General features: G+C 75.2%; 10 protein-coding genes. 1 reads left to right on the forward strand and 9 read right to left on the reverse strand.

Annotation, left to right across the window (positions count from 1 at the left end):
* Positions 1-152: 152 nt before the first annotated feature.
* From D9V36_RS29200 to D9V36_RS29230, 7 genes are all read right to left on the reverse strand, one after another.
* Positions 153-1,829, reverse strand: a complete 1,677-nt coding sequence (locus tag D9V36_RS29200) for an FHA domain-containing protein (protein WP_129296376.1) — start codon at positions 1,827-1,829, stop codon at positions 153-155.
* A 60-nt stretch (positions 1,830-1,889) separates the two neighbouring features.
* Positions 1,890-3,242 carry a vWA domain-containing protein gene (locus D9V36_RS29205; RefSeq protein ID WP_129296377.1) on the reverse strand — a complete coding sequence of 451 codons (1,353 nt, stop codon included), beginning with the start codon at positions 3,240-3,242 and terminating at the stop codon, positions 1,890-1,892.
* Positions 3,243-3,462: 220 nt separating this feature from the next.
* Positions 3,463-4,959: a PP2C family serine/threonine-protein phosphatase gene (locus D9V36_RS29210; protein WP_129296378.1), complete on the reverse strand. Its 1,497-nt coding sequence runs from the start codon at positions 4,957-4,959 to the stop codon at positions 3,463-3,465.
* Between the two features lies 1 nt (position 4,960).
* Complete coding sequence (locus D9V36_RS29215) at positions 4,961-7,588, reverse strand: serine/threonine-protein kinase (protein ID WP_129296379.1); 2,628 nt, start codon at positions 7,586-7,588, stop codon at positions 4,961-4,963.
* Positions 7,585-8,928, reverse strand: coding sequence for a hypothetical protein (locus D9V36_RS29220; RefSeq protein WP_129296380.1), 1,344 nt, complete (start codon positions 8,926-8,928; stop codon positions 7,585-7,587). The genes D9V36_RS29215 and D9V36_RS29220 overlap by 4 nt, the downstream gene beginning before the upstream one ends.
* Before the next feature lie 148 nt (positions 8,929-9,076).
* Positions 9,077-10,102 carry a glutamate ABC transporter substrate-binding protein gene (locus D9V36_RS29225; RefSeq protein WP_129296381.1) on the reverse strand — a complete coding sequence of 342 codons (1,026 nt, stop codon included), beginning with the start codon at positions 10,100-10,102 and terminating at the stop codon, positions 9,077-9,079.
* Between the two features lie 20 nt (positions 10,103-10,122).
* On the reverse strand, positions 10,123-11,526 hold the full coding sequence (locus D9V36_RS29230) for a hypothetical protein (RefSeq protein ID WP_431357706.1): 1,404 nt from the start codon (positions 11,524-11,526) through the stop codon (positions 10,123-10,125).
* A 282-nt stretch (positions 11,527-11,808) separates the two neighbouring features.
* On the opposite strand from D9V36_RS29230, the gene D9V36_RS29235 reads away from it, so the two are divergent.
* Positions 11,809-12,501 carry a FadR/GntR family transcriptional regulator gene (locus D9V36_RS29235; protein WP_129296382.1) on the forward strand — a complete coding sequence of 231 codons (693 nt, stop codon included), beginning with the start codon at positions 11,809-11,811 and terminating at the stop codon, positions 12,499-12,501.
* On the opposite strand, the gene D9V36_RS29240 is transcribed toward D9V36_RS29235, so the two are convergent.
* Together D9V36_RS29240 and D9V36_RS29245 are read right to left on the reverse strand one after the other, a co-directional pair.
* On the reverse strand, positions 12,465-13,496 hold the full coding sequence (locus D9V36_RS29240) for an N-acetylglucosamine kinase (RefSeq protein WP_129296383.1): 1,032 nt from the start codon (positions 13,494-13,496) through the stop codon (positions 12,465-12,467). The genes D9V36_RS29235 and D9V36_RS29240 overlap by 37 nt on opposite strands.
* Complete coding sequence (locus D9V36_RS29245) at positions 13,487-14,821, reverse strand: 6-phospho-beta-glucosidase (RefSeq protein WP_129296384.1); 1,335 nt, start codon at positions 14,819-14,821, stop codon at positions 13,487-13,489. The genes D9V36_RS29240 and D9V36_RS29245 overlap by 10 nt, the downstream gene beginning before the upstream one ends.
* Between the last annotated feature and the right edge of the window lie 120 nt (positions 14,822-14,941).

Here is a 14,941-nt window from a genome sequence, read left to right on the forward strand (position 1 = left end):
GGCCGAGGACTTCGGTCGTAGGACGGAGAGACCGGTCACGGCCGCGGCGGCGACCGGGAGGGCGGCAGGAAATGTGGCCGGAATGCCGCGGAACTGCGTCCGGGGCGTGATCGGTTGATCACGCCCCGGGATCACCCGTGGTCCGCTGCGGGTCAGCCGCGGCGGACGGTCAGCGTCGTCCAGGCACCGACGTGCACCCGGTCGCCCTCATGGAGCGGCACCGGCACATAGGGCTGGATCGGGTCCTCGGCGAGGTTGATCGTCGTGCCGTTGGTGGAGTTCTGGTCCACCACCGCCCAGCTGCCGTCCTGCTGCTGCACCAGCAGCGCGTGCTGGTGCGAGACGCCCGGGTCCTCCGGCGCGCTGCCCAGATCGATGTCCGGGGCCTCGCCGGTGCTGTTCCGGCGGCGGCCGACCGCGATCTGGCCGTTGGCGAGCGGGAGCACCTGCTCGGGGGAGTACGAGGGCAGATTGAGCCCCGCCGCCTCCGGGCCGCTGCGGCCCATCATCGCCATGAAGTACTCGCGGTCCGGCGCGATCGCCACCACCCAGCCGTTGCCGACGACCGGCTGCGGACCCTGCGGCGGTGCGGCGGGCCCCTGACCGGGGCCGCCGTTCCACTGCTGGTCGGGTCCGGGCTGCTGCTGCGGCGGCATCTGCTGCTCGAACGGCGCGGACTGCTGCGGCTGCTCGTACGGGCCGGGCTGCTGGTCGTACGGAGCCTGCGGCGGCTGCTGCTGCTCGAACGGGGGCTGCGGCTGCGGCGGGAACGGCGACGGCTGCTCGAACGGGGCCTGCGGGCCCGGTCCGGGCGGCGCGGGTGCCATCGGCGGGGGGCCGGGCTGGGCGTTCGGCGGATTCAGCGTCCAGTCGTCGCCGCCCTGCTGCTGCGGGGGCGGGCCGGGCTGACCGGCCGGACCGGGACCGGGCATGCCGGGGAAGCCGCCGGGGCCGGGCTGACCGGGAGCGCCGGGGCCGGGCTGGTCGGGGAAGCCGCCGGGGCCGGGCTGACCGGGGAAGCCGCCGGGGCCGGGCTGACCGGGGCCGCCGTGGGGCATGCCGTGCGGAGGCTGGGGCTGGGGCTGGGGCTGCTGCGGCGGAGGGAAGCCATAGCCGCCCTGGCCGTCCTGGCCGCCCTGCGGCCCGGGTGCGGGCGGCGGGAAGCCGTAGCCGCCCTGGCCGCCCTGCGGGCCCGGCTGCTGGGTGGGCGGCGCGTAGGACGTCGGGGAGTTGGTGAGGAAGTTGTAGCGGCAGCCCTCACAGAACGGCGCCATCGCCTCACGCGGGGTACCGCACTGGGGGCACGTCTCGGGCTGGCCGGGCTGGCCGAACTGAGGGGGTCCGCCCTGAGGGCCCGGTGCGGGGGGCGGGAAGCCGTAGCCGCCCTGGCCGCCCGGGTTCCCCTGACCGCCCTGCATGCCGGGGCCGGGAGCGGCCGGACCGGGAGCCGCGGGGCCGGGGGGCGGCGGGAAGCCGTAGCCGTCCTGGCCGCCCTGGGTGCCGGAGCCGCCGGGGCCGGGTGCGGGGGGCGGGAAGCCGTAACCGCCCTGGCCGTCCTGGCCTGACTGACCGCCCTGGCCGTCCGGAACGCCGGGACCACCGAAGCCGGGGCCCGGGCCGGGGCCGCCGGGCGGCGGGCCGGCCTGTCCGGGCGGGGGACCGGGCTGTCCGGGGGGCGGACCGGGCTGTCCGGGCGGCGGGCCGGGCGGCGTGTTCAGGAAACCTGCAGGCAAGGAGGGCGGCGGGGGCACAGCGCCCGCCATCCGCTGGCCGCACACCTCGCACCAGTCTTCGGCCACCGACTGGTGGCCGCTCGGGCAGGTCGGCATGTCGGTTCTTCCCCCTCCGTACCGATGTGCTGCGGTGGAACTGCTCGGTACTGATCGTGGCTAATTCTTCATGCGAACGGTTCTCGTCGAGCGCGTCTCGAGAGTCATCTCGTCCGCTTCGGCGACCTTCGCCTTCAGTCGCACAGTACCGGTCGCCGCATCGACGACGTCCACCACCTTCGCAAGGAGTTTCGCACTCTCCTCGTTCCCCGAGGCGCCTGCCAGCTGCACCGCACGGCCCAATTTCGCCGTGGCGCCGTCGGTATCACCCGACTTGCGGGCATCCAGTCCACGCTGGATGAGATATGCCAGTTCCGCCTGTCCTGTGTAGTGCGCGACCTGCGGATTGATCGATGTGGAAGCGGTCACATCGTCCGTCCACACGGCGCGTACCAGCCCCTGTGCCAGGCGCCGCGGCGGGGTGGCGGACGGGGCGGGGCCGTCCGGCGGGGAGATGATCAACGAGACGCGGCCGGCCAGCATTTCCTGGCCGACGGCGGCTGCGGGGACCCGCAGGCAGAGGTGGTAGTCACGGGACTCGTCGCCCCAGGAGCCGGTCGGATAGTCCCCCGACCGCGGGCCGGAATCCCGGCGCCGGCCGGTCAAGTCCGCCACGGCGGGCGCCACTTGCCGGACGAAGACGGTCTCGGCGCCCAGCGGGGTCCACAGCCGCAGGGCGACATCGGCGATCTCCTTGCCCATCGCCTTCTCCATCAGCCGGGTGAAGTCGGCGGCGAGGTGCGCCGGATCGGCGACGATATCTGCGGTGCCGAGCAGCGCCGAGGCGATCTCGGTGACCTCCTTGACCTCCCAGTCCGTGCCGACACCGCGGGCGTCGCAGGTGAACGAGCCGGCGCAGGCGTCCAGGGCGGCGCGCAGCTCCTGCGGCGACTCGTGTTCGTTGCGGCCGTCGGTGAGCAGAACGGCGTGCCGGACACCCACCCCGGCACCCGACAGCAGCCGGCCGGCCAGTCGCAGCCAGGTCCCGATGGCCGTACCGCCGCCCGCGCTCAGTTTCCGCAGCGCTTCCTTCGCCCGTGCACGGGTCGCCGCACCCGCCACGGCCAGCCGGCCGTCACCGGGGAAGATCTCGGCGGCCCGGTGTGTTCCGGCCACCACCGCGAAGCCGGCACCGTCGCGCACGGTGTCGATGGCGGCGGCCGTCGCCTCCCGGGCGCCGCGCATCTTCTCCGGCGGAAGGTCCATCGACCCGGAGCAGTCCACCATGATCACCACTCCGGCGTCCGGCCCGCCGGTGCCCACCGGGCGGACCGGCCGGCCCCCGGTCGTGCCGCCCCCGGTCGCGGTGACCGTCACGATGGCGTGCACCTCGCGCCCGCCCTCGGGCAGGTAGGGGTTCTGGTACACCTCGGCACAGAAGCGCGGCACACGGGACTTGGTGAAGTTGGCCATCCGTTCCGCTCCTTGAGACGCCGTAACCGGTCGATCGGGGCTGTCGGGGCTGTCGGGGCTGTCGGGGCCGTGCTGCGTCAGGCGGGGTGCGGGGTGCGGGGGCGCACGATTTCGGCCACAGGGCGCGGCGTACCGCGTACGTCGCGCCCTGTGTCGTGCGCCCCACCGTCATCCGAACCGTGGTCCGGACCGGCATTCCACCGGGGCGGTGGTGAGCCGGTCAGGCCGATCCTGCCCGCTCCGCGGGGGCCGGGAACGGCACCAGCGCCACCGTGACGTTGTCGTGCCCGCCGCCGTCGAGGGCGTGGGTGACCAGCGTGCGGGCGCTCTCCAGCGGCCTGCTGGGTGCGTCGTACGGCAGCACCGCGGCCATCTGCTCCGCGGACTCGGCGTAGTTCCACAGCCCGTCGGTGCACACCACCACGACACCGGGTCCGTCCGGCTGGAACGTGGCGGTGTGCGGCTCGACCTCGTACGCGTCCGCTCCGAGCCAGCCGGTGATGGCGTGCGCCCGCTCGTCGGCGTTCGCCTCGGCCTCGGACATCAGGTTGTTGGCGACCATCTGGGCGGCCCAGGAGTCGTCCTCGGTGAGCCGGGCGGGCGGAGCCGTACGGTCATCGGGGATCCAGTAGGCCCGGCTGTCGCCGACCCACCCCACGGTCAGCAGCCCGCCGCCGACCACCGCACCGACGAAGGTGCAGGCCGGGGCGTTCTGCCGGCGATGTTCGTCATGTGCCGAGGAGGGGTCGGGGGCCAGCGCGTCGACGGCCGAGGAGGCCGCCAGGATGGCCTCGTGCATGGCCTGTTGGGGATGGGTGCCGCGCGGCAGCGACGCCCGCAGCGCCTCGCCGGCGGCCTCGGACGCCGCCGTGGACGCCTCGTCCGGGCGGGTCGCCGAGGAGACGCCGTCACAGACCACCGCGACCACGGCGGGGGTGCCGTCGGGGAGCGCGGCGGCGCGGAGCGCGAAGAAGTCCTCGTTGCGGTGGTGGCGGTGGCCCCGGTCGCTGACCGCCGCGATGCCCGCCAACTCGCTTTCCATGTGGTCGCGTTCACGGGGCTGGGCGTGCCCGCAGTGCTCGCAGTAGCCGTCCGGGCCCACGGCGCCGGAACGGCAGACGGCACAGCGGGCGGTGCCGTGGGCGGGGGTGCCGGACGGGGCACCGGCCGCTGCCGGCCCAGCCGCGGGACCACCGGCAGGCGCGTCGGCGGGTGCGCCCCCTTCCGCGGCCCCCGCCGGTGCACCGGGCTCCGCGCCCGCCGCGTCGGCGACCGCCTCGTATCCGGCGACGCGCGGGTCGACGGGCGCGGCGGCGTGCGGGTCCACCGGCGGGACCACGGGCGGCGGCGTGTCGGCCACCGGCGGGCCACCGGCCACCGAGGGCGCATGGCGGGGCAGCGGCGGGGCGTTACCCGGCACCGGTACCGGCGACGGTGCGGGCACCGGCACCGTCCCCGCGTCCCCGTACGGCAGACGGGCCTGCGGGTCCGGAGGAGGCGGCGGCCCGGCCGCACCGTAGGCGGCCGCAGGACCGGGCGGCGCCGGCGGCTGGGGCGGTACGGGAGGTACGGCGCCGGCGCCGTGCGCGGGCCGGGCGCCGTACGCCGGCGGCGCGGCGGACGCCGGGAGAGCGGCGCCGCACCGCCCGCAGAAGTTGTCTCCCGCAGCGCACGGCTCGTCGCAGCCCGGGCACCGGGACGGCTCAGTCACACCCATGTCACACCCACGTCCTGGGGCGGAAGCGGTTGGCCCGTTCCACCAGTTCGATCCTTTTCTCACCACGCTGCGCCAGCCGCGCGAGCAGGCGGTACGACCGCTCCAGGCCGAACCGCAGACCGCGCTCGTCCAGCGGGCAGCCGAGCAGCGAAGGCCGCCCGGCCGGGCCCGCCGGAGCGTCCGGCCCGGCACCGTGGCTACCGGAGAGTACCCAGTCCAGGGCGCTGCCCAGTACCTCGGTGGTGAGTTGTTCCCTTCGTTCGGCGTCCAGACCGAAGCCCGCCAGCGCCTCGACCTGTTCGGCGGCCGCCCGCAGATCCGCCGTCAGCGGATCGCGCGGCGGCCGCCCCCGCAGCCGGGCGCGGACCGCCGCGATCCGCGCCGCTATGTAGTGGATGGACGCCTCCGGGACGGACTCCAGCGCCCCGACCGCGCCCGTGCGGTCGCCCGCCGCCAGGTGCACCCGGGCCAGTCCGAACGCCGCGCCGACATAGCTGCGGTCGGTCGCCCACACCAGGCGGTAGTACTCCACGGCGTTGTCCAGCTGGCCCAGCAGCTCCGCGCAGATCCCCAGCGCCAGCTTCGGCGCCGGCTCGCCGGGGAAGGCGTCGTAGACCGCGTCGAAGGCCAGTGCGGCGCCCTCGCGGTCACCGGTCGTCAGCGACACCAGGCCGCGGTGCCACACCACCCGCCAGTCCGCGCCCCCGGTGCCGGGCTCGTCGCCGCCGCGCCACGCGGCGGCCCACTGCCCGGCGGGCTCCGCCGCCGCGATCTCCTCCAGCGCCCGCTGCGCCCCGGCGCCGTCCCCCGTCTCCAGACGGGCACGCAGCGCACGCAGCCGGACCTCCAGGGACTCGACCGGCACCGAGCGCAGGGCGCCCAGCAGTTCGGCGGGCGCGGCGGCCGGCAGCCCGGCCAGCAGCCCGGCGTGCGGATCGTCCGGATCCACCCGAGGCGCCGGCAGGGCCAGGGCGGCGCCGGCGACATCCAGGGGGCGCAGTGCCGGGCCGCCGCCGGCCGGCTGTGCGGGGCGCGCCGCCCCCCGCGCCCCCCGCGCCCCCCGCGCGCCCAGCGCCCCCCGCGCGCCCAGCAGCGAACTGTCGCCCTCCGCCGCGGCCATCAGCTCCGTGTCGACCACCCGGAGTTCGGGCCCGAACAGCGGGGACAGCGCGGGCCGCGGCTCACCCGACTGGAGCGCCACCACCTCGCGCAGCACGCCCGTCAGCTGCTCGGCCATCTCCTCCGCCGAGGCAAACCTGCGCGCCCGGTCCGGGTCCGTGGCGCGCACCAGCAGCCGGTAGAACGACTCGTAGCTGCGGAACACCTCGATGTGGTCCGGATCGGGCAGGGAGTCCGCGAAGACGTTCGTATAGCCCTGGAAGTCGAAGGTGAGGACGGCGAGGGTGCGGGCGACGGTGTAGAGGTCGGAGGAGACCGACGGGCCCAGCGCGGCGATCTCCGGTGCCTGATAGCCGATCGTGCCGTAGACCGGGCTGTGGTGGTCGTCCATCCTGCGCACCGCGCCCATGTCGATCAGCCTGAGCCGGTCGTGCTGCTGGATGGCGTTGTCGACCTTGAAGTCGCAGTAGAGGTAGCCGCGGCGGTGCAGGTGGCCGAGCGCTTCCAGCGCCTCGATGCCGTAGGCACAGGCCTGTTCGACCGGCAGCGGGTCGCGCCTGCCCTGGGGCGTGCGCCGGTCGTTGGCGAGCTCCTTGAGCGATTTGCCGCCGACGTACTCCATGACGATGTAGCCGTCGAGACTGCCCGTCGCCCGGTCGAGGTGTTCCACGAAGTTGTAGATCCGCACGATGTTGGCGTGCTCGATCTCGGCGAGGAAGCGCCGCTCGGACATCGCCACCGCCAGCGCCTCCTCGTCGCCGGTGTCCAGCAGCCCCTTGAGCACCACCCACCGGCCGGAGACCGCGTGGTCCGTCGCCAGATAGATCCAGCCGAGCCCGCCGTGCGCCAGACAGCCCGCGACCTCGTACTGGCCGTGCACCATGTCGCCGGGCCGCAGCTTGGGCACAAAGCTGTACGGGTGGCCGCACTTGCCGCAGAAGCCTTCCGTGGTGCCCGGCTGGTCACCGCGCGTCCGGCCCACCGGCGCACCGCAGTCGGTACGGCTGCAGAACCGCTTCCGCTCCGGCACCTCCGGATGCTCCAGCACCGCCGTACGCGGATCGGGCCGCGGCACCTCCGGCACCGTCACCAGCCCCGCGCCCAGCCGTCCCCGCGCCGCCCCGGAGGACGCGCCGCTGCCCGCGCCGCGCACCGACACCGCCGCCACACCGCGCTCCGGCACCCTGCCGGACACCGACCGCGAGTGCCGGCCGGGCACCGAGCGCCGCGAGGGCGAGGAACGGGCGGTGCGTGTGCCGGGGACAGCATCCGTGCCGGGGGCTGGGGCGGGGGAGGGGACCGTCAGCAACGCCCCCGCCGCCTCGCGGCCCGCCGTGCCGCCGGTGAGCTCCCGGCCCGTCAGGCCCGTGGGCGGCGAGGACAGCAGCCCGTCCGGCGAGACCACCGGCGCCAGCCCGCACAGGTCGCAGTACAGCTCACCGCCGCCGACATCCTCGTAACTGCCCGCGCACTCCCGTCGCTGGCAGCGCTCGTCGGCCCGCTCCGTCACACATCCCCCTTGTCCTCCCGCTGCGGCGGAACCAGTGCCTCCGCCGCCGCCTGCTGATAGCGCCACACCGCCTGCTCGGCCGCCCGCAGATCACACGGCGCACTCCACAGCATCCGCCGCGCCAGGTCGTACCGCTCGGTCAGCAGCGGATCCTCCGCCAAACCGTGACGTGCGAGCTTCGCCCGGTACGCGTCCAGCCGGCCGCGCAGCTCGGCCCGCACCGCCAGCGGCGCGGTCACCGCCGTCAACGACTCGCGGGCCCGCAGGAGTTCGTCCTCCGCCCGCTCCTCCAGACGGTCCAGCAGCGGCGAGAGCCGGTGCCACTGCGCCCGTCTCCGGTAGCCGGCGGCCGCGGCGAGCTGTTCGTGCAGCGCCGTGGACGGGCCGCTGACCGCCGGCACCTCCGACGCGGCGATCTTCGCCAGCACCTCGCCCCGGGCCTGCCGCGCCTCGGTCAGCGTGCGGTCCGCCCGCGACAGCACGTCCCGCAGCTGCATCAGCCGCTGCTCCGCGTCCTGCCGTACGTCCAGCACCGCCGCCACCTCACGCCGGATGTCCTCCAGCGCACGGGCCGCACGGTCGTAGCGCACGGTGTCCGGACGGCCGCCGCCCGGCGCCGAACTCCCCGTCGACGTCGACACCCAGAACGCCAGCGGATCCGCGATCACCCGCTCCCGCAGCCGCAGCAGCTCGTCCGTGATCCGCTCCAGGTCGTCGCCCGCCGGGTGCTCACCGGGGCGTACGCCCACCGAGTGCGCCAGGGAACGCGTCCGCTGCAACTCGGCCGACAGCAGGTCTATCCGGGCCGGCAGCGCCGACCAGACCGCATCGGCGGCGACGATGACGTCCAGCGACTGCGCGTACAGCCCGTTCATCCGCTCGACGAGCCCGTCCAGAGTGAACCGTTCGCCCCCCGGGGCCGGGCCGCCCGGTGTACCGTCGCTGGCCGTGGCCGTGGCCGTGCCCGCGGCCGGATCCGGCACCGTCACCGCGTCGCCGTACAGCAGCCCGGTCAGCTCCGCCAGGTCCTCCGGGGACGGCCGGCGCCGCCGCTCCCGCAGCTCACGCGCCTGCTCCAGCGCCGCCGTATAGGCATCGAACAGCGTCCACAGGAGGGTGATGGACCGCTCCGCCGCCGCCCAGCGCTCCTTGGTGGTGCCGGCCAGCTCGGCGCCCTCCAGCAGCCGGCGCCCCGCGTGATCCTGCAGGGCGAGCAGTGACGTCTCGATCGCCTCGTACTCGGCACCGAGCCGCTCCAGGGCGCGGTCCACCTGCTCCCGGTCCTGCACCAGGGCATCGGGCTCCCCCGGAGAACCGGGGAAGGGCCTGGGGACCCCCATCGATCACCTCTCCAATACGCGTACGGTGCACGGCGTTTGCCGCGGCCGGGCGGCCGCTGCGGTCTGCTCCTCCCCCCGACCTCTTCCATAGTGACGGCATCCGGCCCTCCCGGGGCGATCAGTGGCACTACTCCGCTCCTTGGAGCGATCAGTCGCGGTACTCCGGCGCGGGCGGCCCCGATATGCCCGGCAGATCGGCCTTCAGCCACGTGCGGTACGCCCGCATCCAGGCGCTGTGTCCGCCGCCGCTCCGGTAGTCGTCCAGGACCTTGTTCACCCGCCGCACCAGATCGGTGTCGTCCTTGTTCATCGCCACGCCGTACGACTCGTCCGTGAACGGCTTGCCCTTGAGCTCCACCCTCGGGTCCTGCGCCGCCTGCGCCGCCGCCAGCGCGCTGTCCGTGACCACCGCGTCCGCCTGGCCCAGCTGCAGCCGCACCAGACAGTCGAGTTGGCTGGGCACCGTCAGCACCTGTGCGCCGTGCGGCTGCGCCCGCAGCGCCGTCTCACCCGTCGAACCCGCCGCCGTGCACACCCGCCGGCCCCGCAGCGAACCGTCGAACGCCTTGATCGCCGAGTCGATCGGGGCCAGCACCTGCTGCCCCGCCTGGAAGTACGAGGTCGAGAACGCCACCTGCCGCTTGCGGGCGCAGTTGATCGTCATGGTCCGCACCACCATGTCCACCGCACGCTTCTGCAGCGCCGGGATCCGCTGGTTGGTCGGCACCGTCTTGAAGACCACATGAGGATGCGGCCCCAGGATGTCCTCGGCGATCGCCTGTGCCAGATCGATGTCGAAGCCCTCCAGCGTGCCGGTGGACGGATTGCGGTAGCCCCACCGGTAGGTGTTCTGGTCCACGCCGACGACCAGCTGGTCCCGCTCCTTGATCCGCTTCACCGCCGCACCGTCGTCCGCCGACGGGCGCAGGCTCGCCGCGGCGTCCCGCGCCGTGCACGGCGCGGCGGCAGGTGCGGCCGGCGCCGCCCCCGGCCCGTACGCCCGGTGGGCCGCAGCGGACGGGGAGACCCGGCCGGGATCGCGCCCGGCCCGCCCGGCGTCGCCGCCCAGCACCGGCACCAGCACGGCGGCGACCGCGGCCATCACCCCCATCCCGGACGCGACCGGCGCAAGGACGGCACGCAGATTCACCAGCTCTCCCGCGCGCACCCGCATGCCCCTCTCACCAGGTCTCCTCACCGGTACTCCGCCAGCCTGCGGCCGATCCCCAGCACCGCGCCCACCGCCGCCGCGGACGCCAGCACCCCGGCCCCCACCGCGAGCCCGTCCAGCGCCCCGCGCCCGGCGTCCGCCGCCGACCGGAACTCCGCCTGCTCGTGCACCAGCGCCTGCTGCAGCCCGGCGGCCACCCGGTCGAAGGACTGCCCGGTGGACCCGTCCGTGCCGATCACCTTGGCCAGCGCCTGCGGGTAGTCGCCCTTCTCGTCCGCCGTCCGTGCCTCGCCGTGCCGCGCCCGCCACTGCCGCAGGCCGGCCAGCGCCGCGCGCACCGGACGCCGCCCCGCCTCGTCGTCGGCCAGCGCCAGCGCCGCCCCCAGCCTGCTCTTCGCCGGCGCGGCCCCCGGCCCGTCCCCGCCCGCCAGATCCGTCATCCGGGAGCGGAATGCGGCCTCGTAGAAATCCTGCTGGCCGTGGGTCAGCACCGCGCCGCGCGCCACCAGCGTCAGATTCTCGTCCCCGCGCGCCTGCAGCGCATCGATCCGCGCCTCGTTGAGCACCCGCAGCGACCGGGCGCCGTGCTCGTACGAACCCGTCAGCCCCGTACGCGCCACGGTATGCGCCGCCACCAGCCACACCAGCACCACCGCGGACGCCGCCGTCGCCGCCAGCAGGCCCCGGTTGAACACCCGGTTGGTGCGCCGGTAGTGCCGCCGCTGCGCCCACCCCAGCGCCCCGAGGGCCACCACACCCGCCGTCACCGCGTACCACGGCCGGGCCCCGGCCGCGCCGTAGTCCGCCGTCAGCCGGTCCGTCTCCGCGTCGTACAACGCCCTTGCGGCCGGGAGGAGCTCGGTGCGCATCTGCTCGTTGGCGTACCGCAGATAGGCGCCGCCCAGCGGCAGCCCCTGCCGGTTGTTCGCGCGCGCCGTCTCCACCAGCCCCGTATAGCGCGGCAGTCCGCTGTTGAGCTTCGCGATCTGCGCGCCGGTGCCGGCCGGACCGCTGCTGTGGGCGGCCGCCTTGACCAGCAGCGCGGACGCGGTGGAGATATCGGCGGCATAGCGGTCGCGGGTCGCCCGGCTCTCCTTGGCGCCGGCCAGGAAACCGGCCGCGGCCGTCGTATCGGCATCCGCCAGCGAGCGGTAGATGCTCGCCGCGTCCGTGGTCAGCGGCTGGCTGCGCTCCACCACGTCGTCCGCGGCCGCCGCCCGGTCCGCGACCTGCCAGGCCGTGACCGCGCCGGACAGCACCACCAGCAGGGCCAGTACGGCACCGATCACCCGCAGCCGGCCCGGCTCCGTCGTCGCCGCGGCACGCAGCTCGTCCAGCCCCTCGGCCCAGGCCGTCCTGCGCCCGGCGGCGGGCGGTGGCGCGCCGCCGGCCGACCCACTGGTGGCCGGCACGCTGGTGCTCGACACGGAACCTCCCCCCGGTCGCTGATGTCGGGACCGGATCCCGCGCTCGGCGCCAGGAAGCGCTCACGAGAAGAACCGGTGCATGGGCAGCAGTATGTCCGCAGCCACTGACACACACACCGCGAATGCCCCGATCTTGTTCGGAGATCTTGTTCGAGGGGGGTGTCCGGGCCGCGGACCGGCGGGCCCGCCGCGCCGCGGGGACCGGCACTACAGTGGGCGGGGAATCGTCGGACATCAGGTGACACCGGGCCCCGGACACCGCGCCGAAGGGGGAGTGATCCCGTGCAGTCGGTCCGCAAGGGCAGGGTGTCGCTGGTGGAGAGCGCGACCGACGAGATCCGCGCCCAGATCGTCAGCGGCGCCTGGCCGGTGGGCAGCCGCATCCCGCCCGAGAGCGCCCTGTCCGAAACCCTCGGGGTCAGCCGCGCCTCGGTCCGCGAGGCCGTACGGTCCCTGGTGCACGCCGGCCTCCTGGAGCCCCGGCAGGGCGACGGCACCTTCGTGCTCTGTGACGACGACAGCGCCCTCGCCCTCCGCCGCCGTCTCGAACGCGCCGAGCTCAGCCATGTCACCCAGGTCCGCCAGGGCCTCGACGTGGTCGCCGCCCGCCAGGCGGCCCAGCACCGCACGGACCGCCAGCTCGCCGGCATCGAAGCCGCGCTGGCCCGCCGCGGGGCCGCCCTCGCCGCGCAGGACGGCGAGGCCTTCACCGCCGCCGACGCCGAGTTCCACGTCCTGGTCGCCGAGGCGAGTGACAACCCCGTCCTCGCCGACATCTACCGCTCCCTGAGCGCCGCCCTGCGCGAGGAACTGCGCCGCGCCGCCTGCCTGGACACCGCCACCGCGGCTCCCGACGACCCGCACTCCCGCCTCACCGACGCCATCCGCGACCGGGATCCCCGGGCCGCCGTGGACGCCGCGGTCCTGCTCCTGGCCGGTCACGTTCGGGACCTGGCGCTTCCGGTGGGGGACTGAGGGGCGGGCGGCTCCGCCTGCCACGCCGCCCGCAGCCGTCCATGAGCGCCCGCCTCGGCGCCCGCCCGGTCCAGCGTGTCCAGGGCCGCCCCCAGCACCGGCGGGGCGGTCACCACACGGGGCACCGCGTTGGGGGCACGCTCCGCGAGGAGCCGGGTGATCCGGTCGTGGAGGAGCGGGTGACGGGCGGCCAGGACGCCGCCGCCCAGCACCACGGGGACCTCTTCGCCGAGAAGACCGAGGCGCTTCAGGGCGACGGTGGCCAGAAGCACGATCTCCTCCGACTGGCGGGCCACGAGGGCGCGGGCGACCCGGTCACCGGCGCCGGCCACGGAGAAGAGCAGCGGCACCAGTTCATGGCGGCGGTGGCCGGGGAGGGCCCGCAGATGGAACGCCTCGATCAGCTCCGGCATGCCGCCCAGGCCGAAGTGCGCGGGCAGGGCGTGCGCCAGACGGGTCGGTGCGCCGCGGCCGTCCTCGGCCCGGGCCGCGCACCACAGGGCCTCCTCGGCGAGGAACGCCCCGCCGCCCCAGTCGCCGGAGAGCCGGCCGAGGGCCGGGAAGCGCGCCATGGCACCGTCCCGGCCGACCCCCACGCAGTTGATGCCCGCCCCGCACACCACGGCGACGCCCGCCCGCGCCCCGACGTCCGGCAGCCCGGCCCGCAGCAGCGCGAAGGTGTCGTTGCGGACGCTGACCGTGCGCGCCCATCCCCGGCCCGCGAGCTCGGCGGCCAGGCGCTCCTCCTCGACGGGGAGATCGGCGCCCGCGAGGAACGCGGAGAGGTGTCCGACCCGGCCCGCCGGCCGGGCCTGCGCCAGAACCGAACGCACCAGCGGCGCCAGGACGTCGACCGCCGGACCGGTCCCCACCGCCGGCGGCCGGAAGCCACCGCCGCGCGCCGTGCCGAGCAGCCTGCCGTCCGTGGCCACCAGCGCCACATCGGTCTTGCTGTTGCCCGCGTCGACGGCGAGCGCCGTGCCGGTCAGGCCCACGGGAGGTGCGCCCGGTTGTGCGCGAGCAGTGCGTCGGTGAGCCGGTCCGCGTGGTCGGTCCGGCCGATCAGCGGGTGGGCGAGGAGCGCGGAGAAGACGGCGTCGCGCCCGCCGGCCCGGTCGGGTCTCCGGCCGCCGACGCCCCACAACGCGGCCTTGAGGGCGAGGTGTTCGTAGGCGGTGACATGCGCGACCAGCCCGGCGTACAGCGGCTCCAAGGGGCGCACGGGGAGGGGCATGGCGCCGGTCGAGTCCACGGTCGCGGGCACCTCGATCACCGCGTCGTCGGGCAGGAACGGCAGGGTGCCGTGGTTGAGGATGTCGACGATCTGGGTGTCCCCGGTGTCGCGCAGGAGGGAGGCGGTCAGGGCCACCGCCGCCTCCGAGTAGAAGGCGCCGCCGCGCCGGGCCAGCAGCTCCGGCTTCTCGTCGAGCGCCGGGTCGCCGTACATGCCGAGGAGCTTTCGTTCGAGGGCGGCGACCTCCGTCGCGCGGGACGGCGCGTTGCGCAACTCCCGTACCACCGCGTCGTGCCGGTAGTAGTAGCGCAGGTAGGAGGAGGGCACGACGCCGAGGCGGTCGAGCAGTGAGCGGGGCAGGCGCAGGTGCTCGGCCAGGGCGTCGCCGTGGTCCGTCAGCAGCCGGGGCAGGACGTCCTCGCCCGCGACGCGTACCGCCCGCTCCCAGGTGAGATGGTTGAGGCCGACGTGCTCCAGCTCGACCTCGCCGGGGGAGACGCCCAGCAGCCCGGCGAATCTGCGCTGGAAACCGATGGCGACATTGCACAGCCCCACGGCCCGGTGGCCGTGGGTGAGCAGCGCCCGGGTGACGATGCCGACCGGGTTGGTGAAGTCGACGATCCAGGCACGGGGATTGCGGCGGCGCACCCGTTCGGCGATGTCCAGGACTACGGGGACCGTGCGCAGCGCCTTGGCGAGGCCGCCGGCGCCGGTGGTCTCCTGGCCGACGCAGCCGCACTCCAGCGGCCAGGTCTCGTCCTGGTGGCGGGCGGCCTGGCCGCCCACCCGCAGTTGCAGCAGCACCGCGTCCGCGTCGTCGGTGCCGGCGTCCAGGTCGGTGGTCCAGGAGATCCGGCCCGGGTGGCCCTGCTTGGCGAAGATCCGCCGGGCCAGGCCGCCCACCAGCTCCAGCCGGTCCACCGACGGGTCGATGAGGACCAGTTCCTCCAGCGGCAGCACCTCGCGCAGGCGCGCGAAACCGTCGATGAGTTCGGGGGTGTAGGTGGAGCCGCCGCCGACCACGGCGAGCTTGACGCGGGGGTGCTCGGTGCGGGGGCGCGGGGTGCGTCCCTTGGGAGACGGCATACGGATCAGCCCTTCACTCCGGTGAGCGTGATGCCTTCGACGAAGGCCTTCTGTGCGCAGCGTGCGGAGAACAGGAAGCATGCGGAGAACAGGAAGCTTGCCAAGACCGGGAAGCCTGCC

Source organism: Streptomyces lydicus (assembly GCF_004125265.1).
GTDB classification, from domain to species: Bacteria; Actinomycetota; Actinomycetes; order Streptomycetales; family Streptomycetaceae; genus Streptomyces; species Streptomyces lydicus_C.

What these genes read in the sequence shown, in the direction of transcription:
- D9V36_RS29225 (WP_129296381.1), bottom strand. Translation starts at nt 10,102, where the DNA reads ATGCGGGTGCGCGCGGGAGAGCTGGTGAATCTGCGTGCCGTCCTTGCG.
- D9V36_RS29205 (WP_129296377.1), bottom strand. Translation starts at nt 3,242, where the DNA reads ATGGCCAACTTCACCAAGTCCCGTGTGCCGCGCTTCTGTGCCGAGGTG.
- D9V36_RS29245 (WP_129296384.1), bottom strand. Translation starts at nt 14,821, where the DNA reads ATGCCGTCTCCCAAGGGACGCACCCCGCGCCCCCGCACCGAGCACCCC.
- D9V36_RS29220 (WP_129296380.1), bottom strand. Translation starts at nt 8,928, where the DNA reads ATGGGGGTCCCCAGGCCCTTCCCCGGTTCTCCGGGGGAGCCCGATGCC.
- D9V36_RS29200 (WP_129296376.1), bottom strand. Translation starts at nt 1,829, where the DNA reads ATGCCGACCTGCCCGAGCGGCCACCAGTCGGTGGCCGAAGACTGGTGC.
- D9V36_RS29210 (WP_129296378.1), bottom strand. Translation starts at nt 4,959, where the DNA reads ATGGGTGTGACTGAGCCGTCCCGGTGCCCGGGCTGCGACGAGCCGTGC.